16 protein-coding genes are annotated in these 19,041 nt (G+C 59.1%); 7 read left to right on the forward strand and 9 right to left on the reverse strand.

The window, feature by feature from the left end; translation table 11 throughout:
• Nucleotides 1-5: 5 nt before the first annotated feature.
• The 6 genes from TBK1r_RS18095 to TBK1r_RS18120 all read right to left on the reverse strand — a co-directional run bounded on the left by TBK1r_RS18095 (nt 6) and on the right by TBK1r_RS18120 (nt 6,599).
• On the reverse strand, nt 6-1,121 hold the full coding sequence (locus TBK1r_RS18095; protein ID WP_145213538.1) for a class I SAM-dependent methyltransferase: 1,116 nt from the start codon (nt 1,119-1,121) through the stop codon (nt 6-8).
• 6 nt (nt 1,122-1,127) lie between these two features.
• Complete coding sequence (locus TBK1r_RS18100) at nt 1,128-2,036, reverse strand: class I SAM-dependent methyltransferase (RefSeq protein WP_145213540.1); 909 nt, start codon at nt 2,034-2,036, stop codon at nt 1,128-1,130.
• A 156-nt stretch (nt 2,037-2,192) separates the two neighbouring features.
• Nucleotides 2,193-3,311 (reverse strand): WavE lipopolysaccharide synthesis family protein, encoded by a 1,119-nt coding sequence (locus TBK1r_RS18105; RefSeq protein ID WP_145213543.1) that lies wholly within the window; start codon nt 3,309-3,311, stop codon nt 2,193-2,195.
• 46 nt (nt 3,312-3,357) lie between these two features.
• Nucleotides 3,358-4,149: a glycosyltransferase family 2 protein gene (locus TBK1r_RS18110; RefSeq protein ID WP_145213546.1), complete on the reverse strand. Its 792-nt coding sequence runs from the start codon at nt 4,147-4,149 to the stop codon at nt 3,358-3,360.
• Nucleotides 4,142-4,528 (reverse strand): hypothetical protein, encoded by a 387-nt coding sequence (locus tag TBK1r_RS18115; protein ID WP_372894630.1) that lies wholly within the window; start codon nt 4,526-4,528, stop codon nt 4,142-4,144. The genes TBK1r_RS18110 and TBK1r_RS18115 overlap by 8 nt, the downstream gene beginning before the upstream one ends.
• Nucleotides 4,529-4,643: 115 nt before the next feature.
• Nucleotides 4,644-6,599: an ABC transporter ATP-binding protein gene (locus TBK1r_RS18120; protein ID WP_145213549.1), complete on the reverse strand. Its 1,956-nt coding sequence runs from the start codon at nt 6,597-6,599 to the stop codon at nt 4,644-4,646.
• Nucleotides 6,600-6,733: 134 nt separating this feature from the next.
• Here TBK1r_RS18120 and TBK1r_RS18125 point away from each other — a divergent pair, with 134 nt between their 5' ends.
• Entirely contained in the window at nt 6,734-7,390 is a 657-nt protein-coding gene (locus TBK1r_RS18125; RefSeq protein ID WP_145213552.1) for a PI-PLC domain-containing protein, read from the forward strand.
• Between the two features lie 25 nt (nt 7,391-7,415).
• The gene (locus tag TBK1r_RS18130; protein WP_145213556.1) at nt 7,416-8,063 is read left to right on the forward strand and encodes an HAD family hydrolase; all 648 of its coding nucleotides are present in this window, start codon (nt 7,416-7,418) and stop codon (nt 8,061-8,063) included.
• Nucleotides 8,064-8,223: 160 nt separating this feature from the next.
• On the opposite strand, the gene TBK1r_RS18135 is transcribed toward TBK1r_RS18130, so the two are convergent.
• The 3 genes from TBK1r_RS18135 to TBK1r_RS18145 are packed head-to-tail and all read right to left on the reverse strand — an operon-like array spanning nt 8,224 to nt 13,485.
• On the reverse strand, nt 8,224-9,255 hold the full coding sequence (locus TBK1r_RS18135) for a S1 family peptidase (RefSeq protein WP_145213559.1): 1,032 nt from the start codon (nt 9,253-9,255) through the stop codon (nt 8,224-8,226).
• Nucleotides 9,256-9,280: 25 nt separating this feature from the next.
• Nucleotides 9,281-9,961 carry an exosortase-associated EpsI family protein gene (locus tag TBK1r_RS18140; RefSeq protein WP_419581488.1) on the reverse strand — a complete coding sequence of 227 codons (681 nt, stop codon included), beginning with the start codon at nt 9,959-9,961 and terminating at the stop codon, nt 9,281-9,283.
• Nucleotides 9,962-9,972: 11 nt separating this feature from the next.
• Nucleotides 9,973-13,485, reverse strand: coding sequence for an archaeosortase/exosortase family protein (locus TBK1r_RS18145; RefSeq protein ID WP_145213566.1), 3,513 nt, complete (start codon nt 13,483-13,485; stop codon nt 9,973-9,975).
• Between the two features lie 313 nt (nt 13,486-13,798).
• On the opposite strand from TBK1r_RS18145, the gene TBK1r_RS18150 reads away from it, so the two are divergent.
• The 5 genes from TBK1r_RS18150 (at nt 13,799) to TBK1r_RS18170 (ending at nt 18,989) form a co-directional block, all read left to right on the forward strand.
• The gene (locus TBK1r_RS18150) at nt 13,799-14,224 is read left to right on the forward strand and encodes a hypothetical protein (RefSeq protein WP_145213569.1); all 426 of its coding nucleotides are present in this window, start codon (nt 13,799-13,801) and stop codon (nt 14,222-14,224) included.
• 145 nt (nt 14,225-14,369) lie between these two features.
• On the forward strand, nt 14,370-15,407 hold the full coding sequence (locus TBK1r_RS18155; protein WP_145213572.1) for a polysaccharide biosynthesis/export family protein: 1,038 nt from the start codon (nt 14,370-14,372) through the stop codon (nt 15,405-15,407).
• Nucleotides 15,408-15,423: 16 nt separating this feature from the next.
• Nucleotides 15,424-15,951, forward strand: a complete 528-nt coding sequence (locus TBK1r_RS18160) for a hypothetical protein (protein ID WP_145213575.1) — start codon at nt 15,424-15,426, stop codon at nt 15,949-15,951.
• Nucleotides 15,952-15,992: 41 nt separating this feature from the next.
• Nucleotides 15,993-17,405: an O-antigen ligase family protein gene (locus TBK1r_RS18165; RefSeq protein WP_145213578.1), complete on the forward strand. Its 1,413-nt coding sequence runs from the start codon at nt 15,993-15,995 to the stop codon at nt 17,403-17,405.
• 24 nt (nt 17,406-17,429) lie between these two features.
• Nucleotides 17,430-18,989, forward strand: coding sequence for an oligosaccharide flippase family protein (locus TBK1r_RS18170; RefSeq protein ID WP_145213581.1), 1,560 nt, complete (start codon nt 17,430-17,432; stop codon nt 18,987-18,989).
• Nucleotides 18,990-19,041: the final 52 nt, after the last annotated feature.

The raw sequence follows: 19,041 nt of genomic DNA on the forward strand, positions 1-19,041 counted from the left end.
GACCGCTAAACCGCTTGCCGCACGGTCATCTCACGGCAGGTGTGCAGGATGTTTGGATCGATCCCCTTGGTCACCGCAACGATTCGGTTGCGGGTATGGATCGAAAACGGCTGGGTCCCGGTCGCTTGGGCGGCAAAGTGCACGGCTTTGGCCACCGCTTCGCACTGCGTGTCATGGAACATCATGACGAAGCGTTCAGGATGCAAAAACGGCAGCACCGACTGGACATCCAAGACGGGTTGTTCACCGAAGTGGCCTCCGTCGATAAACGCAAAGTCCAGTTGGCGATCGTTCAGCAGATCCGGAACACCTTCGGGGCTGCACGCGATTTCGTAGTCGACGACCGATTCAATCTTGAGAGCTGCCGCACCCTCCATCGCGAACTGCAATCCGCGGGGAAGTTGGTCATACTGTTCGTCACGCTGCAACTGGCGAAGTTTTTCGACGTGCGCCTGCGCCGAGGCGTGATCGTAGATGAAGTCTTCCATTTCTTCTTCGATATAGGCGTCGGCACTGATCAGGTGACCGCCGGTCTTTTCGAATGCCGTGGCAAGGAAGAAACTGCTAAACCCGAACGCCGTCGCGATTTCGTATCCGCTTTTTAATTCGTTCGCCGCGACCAGATAGTGCATCATCATCCCCTCTTCGAATGTCAACGAATAGGGGAACTTTCGATCGGGCAACTTGTACATCCAATCCAGCTCGTCGAAGGCGAGCTGGTTCGGAAAGAGCACCGGTCCCAATTTGTCGGTGATCGGGACCAATCGTGGGCGAAGTTCTTCGGCCAATGCGACGCGGGTCGGATGCCAGGTCGGCAACATCGCCAGATTTTGCGATTCGCCCCGCAGGTGATCGACTTCTTTTTGGCAGTGCGCTTGTCGCTCCTCGATCGAATCGATCTTCTTTCGGTGGAGTTCCAGGTTGGATGCCGACGCGCTGCGTCCGCTCAACTGAGCGATGCTGCGGTCCAGCTCGCTCCGCAAGTTTATGATCTGCTGTTCGGCCGATGCTTGATGCTCGGCCAATTGCGTCTTCAGCCGCTTGCTTCGGCGCCGATTGCTGACGGCCAATCCCAGAGCGGCCGCCGAGGCGACCATGGCAATGATCGATGAGTAGAGCATGGGCAATCAGCCCGCGACGGCAGCAGATCGTTCGAACAGCGAGACGACCGAGGGCAGCTGAACCTCGGGGCTGTCCATCTCGTGCATGTCGCAAACTTTGGTACGAATCAGAACTGGACCACCGTTATCAGAGATCAAGTAGTCTCCCGACCAGGTGACGACGATCAGATCCGATCCGCACAGTTTCGGATACACGCCTTCCGGGAAATCAGAAATGGTTTGTGCGGTGTCACGGAAAATTGACGCGTCTTTGTTTTCCTGGATGACGTGCAACAAATAGTTGCGGTAGTGATCGGCGGACGCTTTGTCGGTCACCATCAACTTGTTGCCGACCAGACAGAACGGGGCGAACTGGCTGCCTTGAGGCGACCGCAAGAAGTCCAAGGTGCCCTCGATCACGCCGGGGCAAGTGCTGTTGAGAATATCGTCCAAGATCATGATGCCGCCTGGCACCATCATTTGCGAGACCAACGCTGCATCGCTCAACACCTCGTGAGCCAAGTGGCCGCCATCGACGCTGAACAGCCGGAAATCTCCCTCGACATTCTGTCGGATTTTCTCGGGCGTCAGCTTGGTCGAATCCTCTTTGATGAGCGTCAGTTTCCCTGCGGTGGACGCATCCAAGTTGAAACGATTTTCCACCCGTCGGGCGAACCCTTCCGGGTCCGGCGAATGCACAAAGGAATCGATTCCGGCGACCTTTTCGTTTTCGCGGCTGAGCAGCCCGAGCAGGAACAGATAACGTCCCTGCCAAACACCGATTTCACCCAGGTTGCCTTGCAGGCCGTCTTCGATCTGCTTCATCCCTAACAGCGCGGTGATGTAAGCGGCACTTTGCCACAGCCAACCGGGAGTGCTTCGATGTCCGATGTTGACGTAATCGTCGAGTGTGGCTTTTTGCTCAGATGACAACATGTTGGTAAACCTTTCTTGGAGGTTGAGTAGTTGCTTTCAGGTTCCTGCGATTGGCTCGCCGGTCATCGGTTCAATGCACAGCGGGACGATCAGACGACGGTAAATTAGCGAGGACCCGACTTTTGCCGCAATGTCATTTCCGGGCACGCGGTCCGATTAGGCCGCAGCCGCTTCGTCACGGGCAGCGGTCGATGCACCGCACGATCCCTCACCCAACGCATCGTGAACACGCTGCTGACGCAATTGATCCAGCGTGACCGAGGGCTCGACGCGGCGGGCGTACAATTGCATCCATTGGGCGAAATGACACAGGGCCATGTTGCCGTTGTCCCACACCATGCTCAACCGTTGGTCGACGTTGTAGTTGTACTTGGGCCAAAACAGATCGATCATATCGCGATCGATGACGATGAAACGATCCGCCAACATTTCCCACCAGGCCGGCAGATCGTCGATGGGCTTTGCCCCGGTTCGCTGCAGATAGCTGCGGCACAGCACGATTTCTGGAGTCGCCTGCTGCAGCATTTCGTCAAACTTGTCGCACACCCGAAATGTCATTTCGGGGCCACACAATTCAGGCGACCAGTAGGTCAACAGATCGTCGGTCGTGCCGAACATCAACAGGTCGGCCGGATGGCAGGGGACGTACAATCGTGTGGCAAAGTCCAGCACCATCAATCGCTTCTGCTGACCGCTGGCCGCGTTGACGGGAAACTGGTTCAACAAGTCGCGGCAAAACTGGTCGGCTTCGGCCAGATGAATCCGAGTATCGGCGCGGGTCTTCATGGCGTAGCGACAGCCCATCCGATGGGCTTCCTGCAACCCACGCCGCGTCGACACGATTTGAAGATTCAAATTGTGCGGCCCCGGATGCGGTGGTTTTTCACTCGTCACCACGGTGACGCCCAGCGATTCAATCTGGGCACGCAGCTGCGGCGAGATGTCGTTCCAGGTCGACAAGATCAAACGTGAATGCGGCATCGTCTGGCGATACATCTGCAGCGTCTGGATCGTCAGTTCGTCGCGTTGGACGACCGGCCCTTGAACGACCACGGCGATCGATTCGTCGGCATTCTGGTCCGAGGCACCTGGGGACAAGACGGTCGTGCTGGACGCAGCCTGTTTGGGATAATCACGAAAAACACGCCACCAGCCGCCATCCAGATCCGCCTCACGGGAGAGGCGTTCGATCAATCGACGATAGCGGCGAATCCGCTCCGCCGGGTTGGGGGAGACGAGGTTGACGAACCAACAAATCCATTCCCATTTCCACATCGTGATACTCGTGACCGGTGAAGAGTGTGCCGCTCGGGAGCGTCCCTCAGGCCGCTTCGCGGCCGCGTTTGCAATGGATCTTTTCTGCGTCGGCCTGGATTCGTGACTCGAATCCGCGACGCACGAATTTCTCCAGGTCCTCGGGAGTCCCCAGTCCGTGCATCACGTTACCGGCATCGCCGATCGATACCGTTTCCACGTGTTGTCCGCTGCGGATCAGTCGTGAATAGACCGGAGCGACGTAGAATTCATTCTTGGAACGATCGTTTTCGCGAATCATGTCTTTGGCCGCCGAGACGAAATCCGCCCCGTGAGCAAAGTTGTAGATTCCCACGGTGGCCTCACTGGACACCACCTCTTTCTCAATCACACCGATGATCTCGCCCTGGTCATCGCGTTGGACGTAGGACCATTTCGGCGAATCATCATTCATGGTCATCAAGAACGCATCGATCCCGCGTTGCATGCCGACATTCAAGTACTCGTCGATCGATGCATCGATCCACTGATCACAATTGGCGATCATCAGGGGCGACTGGTTGTCGATCCCGTCACTGGCCAACAGCACGGTGCAGGCGGCGCCCGCGGTGACCCGGTCAAGGGTGCGGATTTCGCAACCCGGCGCCGCGTCGCGCAAGATCGACTCCAGCGGATAGTCGCTGATGTGCGAGGACTGGCACAGAAAGAAAAATTTATGGTCGCAGGCCGGCCGCAGGTTGTCGATCACGGTGCGAATCATTGGCACACCATGAACGGGGATCAGCGGCTTGGGATCTTGGTAACCGGCTTGTTGAAACCGCGAACCATGCCCCGCCATCGGGATCACAATATTAAGCATCCGGAGACCTCCTTGAATCGTCCGCATCGATAAACTTGTCGTTTGCTACACTGGGCGTTTTGAGCACCACGGTCGTGGTCGGCTCCAATGCCTCAAAATCGGTCGAATGACCGGGGTCGATCTGAACGATGTCACCGGACACATAGTCCTGGCCGTTCATTCGCACGCGTCCCGAGGCGATCACGGTGTACTCGGTCGCGACGGCGTGGTAGTGGCTTTGTTCGCGGTCTCCCGCACGATAAATCTTGATCGCGACTTCAACGTCGTCATTGGCAATCAAGGCGGGTTGAAAGTGTCCGACCAACCATCCGCCGACAAAATCTTGTAATCGGTGTTTGGTCACATCCGTGGACGCGGTGCAGCTTGCGGGGTCTGCCATGACTATCTCGTATCGGTGGGGCAATGTGGTACAACGGGGAATCGATCGCCTTTGGCCTCATGGCGTGCGGTATATCCGATCCGCCGCACCGGCGGCAAGGTTGATCGTGACGTGGCTAAGCCGCCGCTCGGTCCGATCGTTGATTACCGGCCGCCTTGGGACCGGGTTCCACCGAAATCTGCTGGCCTTCGAAACGCAGCACGATGTCGGCGATGTCCAACATGCCTTGGCGGTGAGTCACGAAAAACACCGTGCGATGCTGGCACTGATCCCGAATGGTGTCAAAAATCAGACGCTCGCTCTCGACATCGATTTGGCTGGTCGCTTCATCGAGAATCAGAATATCGGGATCTCGGATCAGGGCTCGCGCCAAGGCGATCCGCTGGCGTTGACCACCGCTGAGTCGGTGACCGTCCTGGCCGATGACGGTTTCATAACGCTGGGGCAGTTCGTTTTCGATAAACGATTCCGCGTGGGCCGCCTTGGCCGCTGCCAAAATCTGCTCCCGCGTCGCCCCGGCCACCCCGTAGCCGATGTTGTAGTACAGGTCCTCGTTGAACAGCTCGGTGTTTTGCGTCACCAACGCGATTCGGCTCCGCAAATCCTTGATTTTCATCAGCCGAATGTCGGCGTCATCGAGACACACGCGACCGGCCTGTGGATCATAGAATCGGCAAAGCAGATTGATCATCGACGATTTCCCCGATCCGTTGGCACCCACGACGGCCACGGTACTGCCGTGGGGAATCTCGAGCGACACGTCACGCAAGATCGGATTGGAGTCGTCATAGGCGAAATGAATCCCCTCCAGTTTCAGGCTGCGGTGCGGCCGCGACGTCGTGACCGCGTCGTCCGACTCGGTGATTCGGCTGGACTGGTCCAACATCGGGTACAACAAATTGGCCGCGACGGCTCCGGTATTGATGCCATCGATCACCGAAGCGAGCTTTCGCACCGGATCGCTGGCCCCGACCAACATGCCAAAAAAGACGATCATCGACGCCGGGCCGAGCGGCTGGCTGGTGATCTGGATCCCAAAAATATCGGTCGCCCGATTCATCACCAAGTACGACCCGGCGACAATCGCCGTGCTCATCATTCCCAGTGCTAGCAATTCCGTGAGCGGACGGTTCAGCGCGTTGAAGCTGACGATTCGCATCGTGAATCGCTGCATATCCAGGGTCGCCTTGTCGAACCGCTCCTGTTCGTGATCCTCGCGGCAATACGCTTGGACGGTCCTGATATTGTTGAGCGATTCGAGCATGACGTGATGCAGCCCCATCGCCCGTTCCAGCAGACTTTGGCAGACGCGTTTGAGCGATCGGCTGACCACGTACAGCAACCCGAACACGACGGGAACGACCACCATGGTCAACAACAGCAATCGGGGACAGATGATTGCCGCCCCGATCAAACAGGACGCCAATTTCAGCGGCTCGCGCACCGCACCGCCGTAAACACTGGTGATGCCATTTGACAGCATATTGGTCGTGTACGTGATGTGCGCGACAAAGCCACTGCTGGTGTAGCCGGCGAAGCTGGCTTGGTCCAGCCTGAGCGCTTTGGAGAAGATTTTGGTTTGAATCCGCCGGGTGATTCGGGCGGCGATCAGGGCCACGATCGCGGTGTTGGCAAACTGGAAGACGTGCTTCAGGACCGTGCAACACAGAACGCCCAACATGACGTACAAGACGGTCTGGAAGGGATCCTTGGGCAGATACTTTTCGACGTAGGGTTGAATTTTCAGGGAGGAATCGAGGCCTGCTTGTTCAGCATTTCGACGTGATTGCAACAGTTCCAGCTGAATCGCCGGGTCGACGCCGGGTGCGGCATTGTTGCGGACGTCGATCATTTCACGTTCGATGGCCGCGATCCGCACCTTGCTCTCGGCGATCTCGCCTTCGACCCAATCTTGCAGCGATTCGCCGACCATCGTGACTTTGATGACCGGAAACAGGGCGCCGATATTCAATCCCCAGATAGCGCCATTGCCGACGGCGCAAAGGGTTGCGACAAGTAACAGAGGCCAAAAACCGAAGGCATCGGCAAGTGCTCGACCAAAATTCTTCATCAGTGCTTCTTCTCGTTGTGCAATTGCAGCTAAGGACGCGTCGACACAGAATGTCGCCGCATCGATCGAATCTGCCGCACTTTTAGCGAAGATCACTACACGACTTCAATCGGAATGTTAGGACAATGATTGAAATGGAGCGTCTTGCCCATCGCGGGCTCTGGCATGAAGCGTCCGAAAAGAACAGCCGGGTGGCGTTTGAGCGAGCGTTTGCCGCGGGATTCGGCGTCGAAACGGATCTCCGCGACCACTCCGGCACGGTGGTGATCAGCCACGATCCGCCGGGCGGAGCGACCGAACCGGAAATGACTTTGGAAGATTTTCTTGCCCTCTATCGCCGCTGCGACGCTTCGGGAACCCTCGCCTTGAACATCAAAGCGGACGGGTTATCCGCCATCGTGCATCAATTGTTGAAAAAATATCAGTTGGGCAGGTATTTCGTCTTCGACATGGCGATCCCAGACATGTTGGCGTATTCAAAACTCGGCATGCGCTGCTTTTCGCGGCAAAGCGAGCTTGAAATTCCGACGTTGTTGAAAAATTTTTCGCCATACTCACCGATCGAGGGGATCTGGCTGGATTCGTTTTCGTCGATTTGGTATCCCACCGATCTCGTCCGCGAACACTTGGCGTCGGGACTAGACGTTTGTCTGGTTTCGCCCGAGTTACACGGCCGAGACCCACAGCCCTGGTGGGATGAATTACGAACGTTTCTTGAAACGACACCATCGGATAGGGACCCGCGACCAGGCAGGTTGATGTTGTGCACAGATTTTCCCCACGAATTTTGATCGGCTGCCAGGGAGGGCAACGTAAGTGATCAAGGCAATCATCTTTGACATGGACGGCGTCTTGGTTGATGCCAAGCAATGGCATTTCGAGGCGCTTAACACCGCTCTGGAACTGTTCGGGTATCGCATCAGCCAATTCGAACACCATCAACGCTTTGATGGTCTACCGACACGCGAAAAGCTCCGTATCCTGGCCAAGGAGAACGGCTTTCCACACACGCTCAGCGATTTCGTCAACGAGATGAAACAGCACTGCTTGTTGGAAACCGCCGAACGACTTTGTCAGCCGAATCCGGTTCACCTCGAAACGCTCGAGACGCTGCGGACCGAGGGCTACGATTTGGCGTTGGCATCCAATTCGATCCGACGCTCGGTCGATCGATTGATGCAATTGACCTCGCTCAATTCGCTGCTCTCGTTCACCCTCAGCAACGAAGACGTCTCGCAGCCCAAGCCGAGTCCGGAAATCTATACCCTGGCCATCAAACGCCTGGGCGTCTTCCCCAACGAATGCTTGGTGGTCGAAGACGGTGATTACGGGGTGGCTGCAGCGAAAGCCGCCGGCGCCAACGTGCTCCGTGTCGAAACGGTTCGCGACGTGAATTACAACAACGTGCGAAATCGTATCGAAGAAATCAAACGCGAAGCCGGCCCCAAGACTTCGGTCGCCTAGCAACCGATAACGCTGTCAGAAAGGCGGACTGCCGCTCCGACGGCGGCTGAATTCGCTGCGACCCCATCCCGGGGTCGATGCGGATCGGAATCTTGCTCCCCGGAGGTGGCGCTGCGCTGACATCCGGCTAATCGCTTTCATCCCTTCAGGATACCAGACGCTAGCGCGAATCGGCCGCTGCCGTTGCCGTTGCCGTTGGCAGCGTCAGCTCGGCCTCACTCGCATTGCGAGCGTAGGAACGCGACGACATCAGCAACCCGCCGGCGAACACCATCCACATCATCCAGGATGCCAGTTCCGGTGCGACCGGACCGCCGCCGGAGATCGTGGACGAAATCCACGAGGCATACGACGACACCTTGATCGAACCCGCCAGATCACCGTAGTCCGCATCCAGATTGCCGTCCACGCTGGCGATGAACGAGTGCACGCCGGCCAAAACCTCGCCGCTGCCAAAGTCCATGAACACGGCGCCCCCGCTGTCTCCGCCGGCGATCAAGTATTCGAGATCCAGCTGCGTTGCCGTTCCGAAAAAGTTGTCGCCCGCCAATCCGCTGTCGAAATCTTCAAAGAGGATGTCGTCGCTGTAGCCGGTGACCGAGCTGCCGTCGACGTCCACGATGTTTTGACCGGCGCGTTTGGTGCCCGCCGGAGCGGTGATCCCGGTCTGGCCGTTGCCCGTGACCCCATAGCCGACGTGGGTTGCCGTTTGTCCAACTTCCGACGTGTTGGTGTTGATGGTCGCCGGCGTCACGCTCAATTCGCTCGTGGCCAGTCGCAACAGGGCGATGTCTGTCCCCGTTGTAAGATCGCCGGTCCAGCCGGAGAACACAAATCGCTCGGCACCCACATGGACCCCGCCGCCGCTATCGGTCAGATCAAACGTCCAATCGCTCGCCGACAACCCCACTTCGTCCAAACAGTGCCCGGCCGTCAGGATCCAGTTTTCTTCGATCAGCGTGGCCGAGCAGATCATCGACCCCCATGTCAACGCGCCCACCGCGGGATAGCTGGCGGCCAAACTCGTGTAACTGGAATCGGCGCGGTCGTGACGAATCGTGCCGCCGGTCGCGGTTTGCATGGCCCCCAGCACGAGCAACAACAAGAGCCCCCCAGACGCGCGTCCAGGCGGACGCCCTGGGAGGCGGATTCGCAATTCAACGAGGTTTCCTGGTTTGATGACCGTGCACATGGTTGGGGTTTGATTCGAGGTGGGTTCAATGGGAAGGAGGGGCCGGAATCGAGCGCTGCGTCACTCGGGTCGGCGAGGAGTCGACAGAACGTTCCGGGACCGTATCGACCGATTCGGTTGCATCGACGGTCAAGCCAACGACCTGCCGAATCACCTGCTGAGCCTCCGCCGTCATCCCGCCGGGGTGCCGCATCGAGACGAGTAATCGTTGCAGCGTCGGATGACCGGCAAGTTGAAAACGCGGATGGTGCGGTGCCCGCCAGCGCGACCCATCGTGCCAAGCGTAGGCGATCGTCAGGGCGGGTTGATCCACATTCCGCGGTTGCAGCGTTTGGCAACGGAACTGGTCCGCCTGGTCCGACAGGTTCCAGACGACGGGCTCACTGTGTGCGCGGAATTCTGTCCGCGCATAACAGGTCTCCGGCAAGTGGCTTGCCAGCGGGCCTCCCGGCCCGGCGATCAAGGTCACGACGACGACCTGCTTGGTCTGGCGATGTTGATAGACACGTCGCCAATGATCTCCCGCCTGCAGAATGTCCAGCTCACTGGGCTGTAATTCGCATCGCTCGATCAGCTCCCATCGGCCCAGCGTTTCGGCCAGCTCAAACGCACATCGCGGCGGCACATGGGGGCGCGTCGCCGATGTGGCTAGCCAACTGACCAGGGCGAGGGAGCAACCCAGCACCGCAGCCTTCGTTCGGGTCAACTTGAAATCCATCAGGCGTCGCCGCTCCGTTGCATGGGAGGCCGTGTCGTCAATTCACTCGGACGAATGAATTCATCTTGCAGTCTGGCCCAGGCACGCTGTTCGCTGCGATGCAGTTGGTCGCTGCGAAGCAGGTCGACCTGAACCGACTCGAAGGATTCCCGGGCCCGATCGCGATTGCCGACCGCCAGGTAAGCGGCTGCCAAGTGCAGGTGCGTCGTCGGGGAGGCACCACCAGAGCCGGCCAGGGCACGATTGAACCACTCCAGTGCGTCTTCGGCACGATTCATCCGCACCAAGATCCAACCCTTGGTGTCCAAGAATTCGGGCACCGCACCGGTCTGTTTCAAAACGTGATCGATGTGTCGCAGTGCCCGCGGAAAATCACGCCCTTCTTCGGCCAACAGCATCGCCAAATTGTTTGCCGCGACGACGTGATCGGGGTGCCGCGTCACGGCACGATCGAGCAAATCCATTGCCGCAGTCTGACGCTGATGGTGCGTGTGCCACGCCACGATCGCCATCAGCAGCGTCGGGTCATCGATTGCCTCGGTCACACCGGCTTCGATGATCGGATCCAAAGTCGCTTGGTGTGCGGGAGACAAATCGTCGGTGCCGACCGCGATGACGGCAGCCGTATGAGCCCGCAAGGAGGTGTTCACCGTCCACCGTGGATCGGCAACCAAGGTGACCGCCTTGTCGGCATGACCATGACGCGCCAACGCAATCGCCAGCGCCGCGACATCTTCAACGCCGCGCTGGGCAACGGCGCGATAGTGGCCGATCGCCAGATCGCCTCGGCCGACCCGTTCATAGGCCTGGGCCACGATCTTGTCCGAGGGGATGGGCATCTTGTCCGAGACGACTGCGGTTTCGCCACCGCGTCGTTGCCGAAGCGTGATTTCTTCGATCGCACCGCGGACGCCATATCGGTCGTGGAGCACGTCGACCAGTTCCAACCAGATTTCGTTGTCGTACCCCAGCTCCGCCAACGCGCTGCGATAACAGCGTTCGGCGGCCGGCGTGTTGCCGACCGATCGCCAGGCTCGCGCGGCCGCTGTCCATTGATCGGCTGAACGAGCGCCGCCGGCTGAACGAGCGCCGCCGGCTGAAGCATCGCCGCCGGGATTTCCCTTGCCGCGGGTAGCGCGCGATTCGAACAATCGGGCGGCTTGGTCATATCGGCCCAGCCGAACCAAGCATTGGGCCTGCAGCGTTTCCACCGCCGGCAACCACGCGGCGGCGCCGGCGGCAGACGAAGCCGGCGTCATCGCGAGCAGCGATTGACAACGGCCTATGGTCTTCAGCGCCGCTTCGTGGCGACCGGCGTGGGCGTCCAGCCGGGCTTGAACCAGCATCCAGCGGATCCGCAGTTCGCGGCTGACGGGTTGAAGTGCTTGGTTTTCCTGTTTCAACAACTGTCCCACCAAGGCAGCCGACTCCTCAGGACGCGCCGCATGAAACAGCGCCTCGGCCAGCTTGATCCCAAGTCCCATCGGTCGATCGCCCGCCAACCGCCACGCCCGCAGGTACGCGGCGCTGCACTGCGGCCACTGTCCCTGGCTGGCATAGACATCACCCAGCATGGCGTAGGCCGCGTGGTGATTGGGCATCCGCTCCATCGCCTTGGTCAGAAACCGTTTCGCATCGTCGCGCCGGTGCTGCAACTCTGCTTCCCGCGCGCTGGCCAAATAAATCCGATACGCCACGCCGGCCGGACAGTCGTCGTCGATGCTCATCCGGGCCCGTTCGATGGACGGGGATTCTGTGCCAAACACCTCCGCGAACCGCCATGCCTGTAAGAAGGCGTGCGCCGTACCGACTCCGCCGGCCGCATCGGTGATTACCGGTTCGATCATGCCTGCCACACTCCGATCCATCGACTCGGCGTGATCGCAGCAATACGATGCCAGCTCGATCACCAAACGATCCCGCCACATCGACGGGGGACCGAATCGATCCATCCATCGGTTCAAACGATTGACTGTGACCAAGGGGTGACGGGCGCGCGAGCCGTGCGGAAACCGCAACATCGCCTCCACGCACAGTCGCAGTGAATGCGCGTTGCGTTGATCGATCGCGTAGAGACGTTCGGCGCTGCGGCAAGCCGATTTGGCCTGATCCAGCTCCAACGCCAACTCCAAATGGGTTCGCAAGGCGTCCACGTGCGACGGCGCCTGTTCGAGGACCGATTCGAGTTGGTAAAAGGCCCGCATGCGGGCGTCGACGGAGTCAGCAGCTTGGAGCGACGCCCAGGCATAGCGATAGCGCGCATCAACCCGCTCGGGCTGCAGCTGCAACAACTCTCGGTAGCACGATGCCGCACGATCCCAATCGGCATTCGCTTCGTGGCCACGCGCCTGCGTCAAGGTTTCGCTGATGATGCGATCACGCTTGGCCGCATGATGAACGATCGCGACACCGACGATGGCGGCGAGGATCAGGGGCACGGCGACCACCGCCAACACGGGCTTGCCCCATTGTGGCCATCCTCGGCCGAACGCAAGAGTGCTTGGTTCGGATTGACGTTTCGGGTCGCTCCGGCCGGACGGCTCGTGTCCTGTCGTCACTACCGCCGCAGAACGGCGCGAGCGGCCCGGTGTCACCGTGAACATCAACGCGGACAGAGCCCTGACCCGGTCGAGCCACGCCCGAAACGCAAAAAACAGCAAAGCCGACAGGGGCAACGCCAACCAATCGCCCAGGTCATGAGCCCACGTCGTGTACGCCTCGTTTTGGTAGCGGTCCGCTATCAAGGCGACGGCCGAAATCCGGGTAGCGTTGGCCACAATGGCCGCCGGCAACGCCAGCAACATCACCGCGGCTAAATCCCACGCAACGCCCCACCCCGGCTTGCCGCCTTGATCCCGACCAGACCGCGACCGGGAAAGAAAGGTGATGATGGTCCCCAGTGCCGCGACCGCAACGGTCATCCGCAGTCCGCTGCAATCGCGGGTGATCCCGACTCCGCCGGTTGCCATCATCAACGTGTAGCCGTCGGTCACCGCAAAGGTCGACGTCAGACTGAGCAGGTAACAACTGCCCCACGCAGACAACCATTGCAGCGATTGATTTGCCAGCATTTCCAGCTGGAACGGCAGCGGGATCATGAACCCTAAAAAGCCAATCGCCGGCAAACTCCAGACCAGCACTGCCCGGCCCGCCAACAGTCCGACCATTCCGCCGAGGTACAGCGGCAGGGTCCAACATTGCAGTGTCGGAAGATGGAAGTATCCGCCTAGCGACAGCAAACCCTGAGCCGCTACAAGCAACGCCAGTCCGGGCCCCCATGGCTTGCCGATCGCAGGCAAGGTCGATCGCCGCTGCCACAACAACCAGAGTGCAATCGGCAGGACCGCCGGTCCATGAGAATAACTCGTATTGGAGTGCCACTGTTGAAACAGATGCCCCACGACCTGACGGTAGCTGCCCGCAGCCAACGCGACCCAAACCAGGATCAGCGTCGGTGAAAGCCGAGCCGAAACGCCAGTCAATTTGCCTCCCCAGCCGCGGCATGTGCCCATTCGGGGAGCCTGCAGATTCGATTGCACGAGTGGATTCTATGGGTCTTGGGAATGGACACAGTTCTTCTGTCCATCGGCGTCACCCCAACAACAACGTCATCGAATCGTTTTTCGCCCGCAGACCGCGACGTTTCCTCAGGACTGGATTGGAAGGACGAACCCGGAAAAGCGTGCAGGTCGACACGCCGCTCGATCGACGTCGCTTGAGGCATTTCCGAGACAATTCTGTGTTTTTTTCAGAACGGAGAAAAGATATGCCGGTTAGGCAGACGATAGGGTGGGTAGGCCCCATAGCACTCTGTAGTAAACGGCAATGATCAAACAACTTCGCAATCCAAATCGACTACGCCAGTCAATCATCCGGACCGTCGTCATGGTGCCGGTCGGTTTAGCGCTGGTTTCATTGCCCGTTGCAGCCCCCGCCCAGGCACCGACGCAGCGATTCGGCGGCGGATCCAAACGCGCGTCCTCGGCGCCCTACCAACAACGTTTGTCGCCCTACCTCGACTTGCTACGCAGCGACAACAGCATCCTGAGTCCCTATCACTCCTTTGTTCAGCCGCGGCAACAACTGCGGCTGAATCAGAACCGACAAGCCGAGCAGCTTCGCAATTTAGAACGAACGATCCAGCGATCGGCAGCCCCGACGTCCCAAAGCGAACGGATGCAGACGGGACGAGGCGGAACGTTCAACAACTACCTGCATTACTACCAGTTCAATTCCGCCCTCCAACGGTGACCGACTGATCGACGCCACCGTCGACGACTCCGTTGCCCCCGGTGTCGTGATTCCTGCCCTGCCCCACATCATTGCAATCATCAACGTGAACCTCGCCGTCTGTTCTCTGCGACGCCTCGCTCTTGTGCTGCTATCGGCATGCGCGATGGCCAGTACCGGGTGCCACTTGGTGCAGAGGGCTGACGCTCCGCTCGGCTTGCCGGGGCTGCTCGATGCGAATTGCGATTCCGATGGCGCCGTGGCCTTTGTGCCTCGTGAACTGGACAAAGTGACCACGCCGATGTATCGCATCGAGCCGCCGGATATTCTGACGATCGATGTCCAGCAAAATGTATCTCAGGAACAACACGCGCTGCAGCCGGGTGACATCGTCTTGCTTACGGTGACCGGGACCTTTCCCGACGAACCGATCGAGGGCGAATACCAAGTTGAACTCGGCGGCGTGATCCAGCTCGGCTTCAGCTATGGAGCGGTCGAGGTGGTGGGCGTTGGGGTCGAACAGGCAAAGCAGCGGATCGAAGACCATCTGAAAACACAGTTGCAGCAGCCGCTCGTTTCGATGTCGTTGCGGGGCGTTGCGGGAATCCAGCCCATCGCCGGTGAACATCTCGTCGGCCCCGATGGCACCGTCACGCTTGGCCAATACGGATCGGTCCGATTGGCCGGCATGACCTTGGACGAGGCACGCCTGGCGATTGCCGCCCAGATGTCCACGGAGTTTTCCGATCCCAAGGTCTCGGTGTCGGTTTACGCGTACAACAGCAAAGGCGTCTATGTCATCACCCAAGGCGGCGGGATGGGCGATGAATTGGTCCGGTTGCCGTACACCGGCAATGAAACCGTGATCGACGCGTTGAGCCAAATCAATGGGCTCAGCTATGTCTCGTCCAGTCGCATGTGGGTCGCCCGCCCCAACCGCGAACAAGGCACCAGCGTGATGCTGCCCATCGATTGGGAAGGCATCACGCAACTGGCTGATGTCACCACCAACTATCAGCTGTTGCCGGGTGACCGAATCTTCATCGCACACAACAAGATCATCGCGTTCGATTCCGCGATCGCAAAATTCACGTCGCCACTGGAACGAATTCTGGGCTTCACTCTGCTGGGCACGGGGACGGCGTCACGGTTGTCCGGAAAAGTGCTTGACAAGACCAGCGGAGGCGTCGGGTTCGGCCAATAGGCTCGACACGAAGATCATGAACCAGCGGTCCACTCCATCGACACGAACCGTGATCGGCCACCTCGCACTGGCGGCGTTGGCGCTCACGCTGGCCGGTTGTCAATCGTGCCTTCCGGGGCAACGTTCCAAGACCATCACGCCCGCCGCCTACGATTCGATCGTCAACAATGCCGGCTATCGCGAGACCACTTGGACCCCCTTGGATCCCTGCGACGCCTGGCAGTCGCCGATCCCATACGAACACGTCGACCAGCAGTGGTTCGAACATGTCGGCGACGAACCGTTGCCCAACCCGATCGAGCAGATCAGCCACGACGTCCCCAGCGAGTTGGCGAACATCGACCTGGCTGGCGTTGATCCACAGCTCGTATCCGATCCAGCCGGCGAACCGACAGGCAGCGTGGCATCCGAATCAGGCAGTGTGGCCCCAGACAGTGCATCAACAGGCGCCGCGTCCACATCGGTCGCAGCCGGGAAGTGGTACGAAATCGAATCCGACCCGAGCGAAGAACTTGAACACGTTGAGATCGAGTATCTCCGTTAGTAACGTGACGCGTCACGCGTGGCAGGGAAGCAAGCAATCAGATGGCAACGGCGGTTTTTGACACCACCGATCACACGCCCACGTCCCGCATCGGCACGGACGTCGATGATCGGCACGGCTGGGGGTTTGCCCTGTTGCTGGCGACGACCGCGACACTGTTTGTCCGCCCGGCGGACCTGGTGCCGGCCTTAGACAAGTGGCCGATCTATCAAGTCCTGATCGTCGCCTGTCTCGCCGTCTCGGCCAGGGCGTGTGCCAGGCAACTCAGCCATGGCAGACTGATCCACCGCCCGATCACGGCGGCGCTGCTCTTATTAGTCGTCGCCGTCGGAATGTCACATCTTTCGCACGGCTTTGTCTGGGCGGCCAGGATGTCGATGCTCGATGTCAGCAAGTTGATCGCCCTGTACGTGCTGATCATCGGGCTCGTCAACACACCGACGCGGCTGCGTTTTTTTGTGAAGTGGCTGACCCTTGCGATCACGACGATGGCGTCACTGGTGTTGTTGGACAAATACGGCATGGTGTCGATCGCCGCACTGGAATCGATCCAAGACCGCGGTGTCGTTCAAAACGGTGTGGTCGAGCAGGTGGAGCGAATTCGTGGGACAGGCATCTTTCAAGACCCCAATGACTTTGGATTGATCCTCGTCATGGGACTCGTTTTTTGCGTCTTGTTCCTGACCAAACCCCGGACCGGATGGGTGCGTTATGCCTGGCTCGCACCGACAGGAATTCTGTTGGCTGCCCTGGCGATGACCCATTCACGTGGTGCCCTGCTGTCGCTGATCTGCGCGGTGTCGACGGCGTTGTGCTATTTCCGCGGAGGAAAATATGGCGCGTTGGCGTTGCCGGGATTGTCATTGTTGGCGTTGGCCTTTTCCAGCCGCATGTCTGACATCAGCGCGATCAATCAGGGAACGGGCCAAGACCGTATTCAAATTTGGTCGGAAAGCTTGAGCATTTGGCGACAATATCCGTTGTTCGGTTTGGGCGAAGGATTGATCGCCGATGAAATCGGCGTGGTGACGCACAACTCATTCCTGCACTGTTACGCCGAACTGGGTTTCTTCGGCGGCACCACCTTCGTCGCCTGTTTTTTTGCTGCCGGGTCTGGCCTCTGGTCGCAACGGCGACTGCGATCGAAACCGTTCGGAGAGGAAACACCGGCGGCCCAAGCGACTCGCGAACACTCTCGGTTGTGCGGCTATCTGTTCGCGGCCTTGATGGGATGCATCGCCGCCATGCTGACCATCTCGCGACAGTTTGTCGCCCCCACCTACCTGATTTTGGGGCTCGTCGCGGCTGCCATTTCCATGCCCGCCATCGCGTCGATCCCCGGTCAGGCAACCGGATTGCGCATCGGCAACCGGTTCGTGCTGTTGTCACTGCTCGCCAGTGCCGCATCGCTGTGTCTGTTCTACATGACCATCCGACTTTTCGTCCGCTGGTGATTTCCAACTCTAACATTGACTTTGATGAGTAGTTTCCGTGTCATCTCTCGAAACATCCTGAGCAATTGGGTGGCCTACGTCATCCAGGTGGCGATCACGTTTTTCTTGACGCCATTCGTGTTGCACCAGATCGGTGATGCGCGGTACGGCGTCTGGACCATCGTGATCAGCATCACGGGATACTACGGACTGTTGGATCTTGGTTTGCGTGCCGGGATGACCCAGTACATCACCCGGTACTTTTCCAAGGGTGATTTTGACCGCATGAATCGTGCCGCCAGCAGCGGGTTCGCCCTGCATCTCGGCTGCGCCCTGTGTGCGTTGGTGGTCACGTTTGCGACCGCAGCCGTCGCGCCCGCCTTCTTTTCGTTGCCTCCCGCGTTGGAGACCGAAGCCGTTTGGTGTGTGTTGATTCTAGGCTGTTCGACGGCAATCCAATTGTTGCTGTTTCCGTTTTCGGTCGCCCTGACGGCCAAGCAACGTTTTGACCTGATCACCGTCGTCAGTCTTTTCTGCCGCATCGTGTCGGCCGCGGCGACGATCCTGGTGTTGAGGGCCGGATACGGATTGATCGGCGTATGTGCCGCCGGCGCGGTCGGAAACATTCTCGATTACGTACTTCGCTGGGCGGTCGGTTGCCGCGTCCTTCCCGAACTGAAAATCTCATGGCGGTTGGCGAGTTGGACCAGTTGCCGCGAATGCATCGGTTTCGGATTTTGGAGCGCGTTGCTTGCCGTCAGCCACTTGGTGATCAGCTTTTCCGACGCGTTGGTGATCGGGATTTTCATGCCCGTCTCGGCGATCGCCTACTTTGCCTTGGCCAACAACCTGATGAAGTACTTTGCCAACATCTTCGTCCCCGTCAGTCAAGTCTTTTATCCTGCCGCGACCGACCTTGACGCACACAACAATCTGGCGGGGCTACAGCAGCTCTACCTGAAAGGTTCGCGGATGCTTTCCTTGGTCGCGGTCAGCGCGGCGTTGATCACGGGCATGTGGGCCAGCGGCTTCTATCGATTGTGGATCGGCGACAAATACGTCCAAACGGACATTTATCACTCTGTTCCGCTGCTGTTTCAAATCTTGCTCGTCGGTGCGTTGTTCACCGCCGCAACCGGGATCGGTTCCAAGATTTTGCTGGGCCGGCGCCGATTCAAGGGCCTGACCTGGTTGATGTGTGTCGAGGGCACCATGAATCTTGTCATCAGCGTCGCTCTGATCCAACCGTTCGGATTGCTGGGCGTTGCGATCGGGACCGCGTTGCCCGCCGTTCTGTGCCGTGGCATCGTGCACCCGATCATCGTCTGCGCCGACCTGCAACTTCATTTCAAAGATTACAGACGCCAAATCCTTTGGCCGACCGTTGTCGTCGCGGTGCTGCTGGCACCGTTGGTGTTCGCCGTGCACCACCTCACCGCTCAAAGCAGTTGGACGGAATTGATCATCGGCGGATTGCTCGCAACCCTGATTGCCGTTGCCTTGGCCTGCAGCTTCGGTCTGAACACCTCCGATCGTCAACGCTACCTTTTCCCCACTCTTAGACGGATGGCGAGAATCCGCGGCGTCTTGGAGGCCAAACCTTGATTTCCATCCACGAGAATCGTCGATCGCTCCTTGTCAGCGAAAGGAAAACCAA

It is taken from the genome of Stieleria magnilauensis (genome assembly GCA_007753675.1).
GTDB lineage: Bacteria > Planctomycetota > Planctomycetia > Pirellulales > Pirellulaceae > Stieleria > Stieleria magnilauensis.

Excerpts from the sequence above, each read along its gene's own strand:
- TBK1r_RS18095 (WP_145213538.1), bottom strand. The coding sequence starts at position 1,121 with ATGCTCTACTCATCGATCATTGCCATGGTCGCCTCGGCGGCCGCTCTG.
- TBK1r_RS18100 (WP_145213540.1), bottom strand. The coding sequence starts at position 2,036 with ATGTTGTCATCTGAGCAAAAAGCCACACTCGACGATTACGTCAACATC.
- TBK1r_RS18105 (WP_145213543.1), bottom strand. The coding sequence starts at position 3,311 with ATGTGGAAATGGGAATGGATTTGTTGGTTCGTCAACCTCGTCTCCCCC.
- TBK1r_RS18110 (WP_145213546.1), bottom strand. The coding sequence starts at position 4,149 with ATGCTTAATATTGTGATCCCGATGGCGGGGCATGGTTCGCGGTTTCAA.
- TBK1r_RS18115 (WP_372894630.1), bottom strand. The coding sequence starts at position 4,528 with ATGGCAGACCCCGCAAGCTGCACCGCGTCCACGGATGTGACCAAACAC.
- TBK1r_RS18120 (WP_145213549.1), bottom strand. The coding sequence starts at position 6,599 with ATGAAGAATTTTGGTCGAGCACTTGCCGATGCCTTCGGTTTTTGGCCT.
- TBK1r_RS18125 (WP_145213552.1), top strand. The coding sequence starts at position 6,734 with ATGGAGCGTCTTGCCCATCGCGGGCTCTGGCATGAAGCGTCCGAAAAG.
- TBK1r_RS18135 (WP_145213559.1), bottom strand. The coding sequence starts at position 9,255 with ATGTGCACGGTCATCAAACCAGGAAACCTCGTTGAATTGCGAATCCGC.
- TBK1r_RS18145 (WP_145213566.1), bottom strand. The coding sequence starts at position 13,485 with ATGGGCACATGCCGCGGCTGGGGAGGCAAATTGACTGGCGTTTCGGCT.
- TBK1r_RS18150 (WP_145213569.1), top strand. The coding sequence starts at position 13,799 with ATGATCAAACAACTTCGCAATCCAAATCGACTACGCCAGTCAATCATC.
- TBK1r_RS18155 (WP_145213572.1), top strand. The coding sequence starts at position 14,370 with ATGGCCAGTACCGGGTGCCACTTGGTGCAGAGGGCTGACGCTCCGCTC.
- TBK1r_RS18160 (WP_145213575.1), top strand. The coding sequence starts at position 15,424 with ATGAACCAGCGGTCCACTCCATCGACACGAACCGTGATCGGCCACCTC.
- TBK1r_RS18165 (WP_145213578.1), top strand. The coding sequence starts at position 15,993 with ATGGCAACGGCGGTTTTTGACACCACCGATCACACGCCCACGTCCCGC.
- TBK1r_RS18170 (WP_145213581.1), top strand. The coding sequence starts at position 17,430 with ATGAGTAGTTTCCGTGTCATCTCTCGAAACATCCTGAGCAATTGGGTG.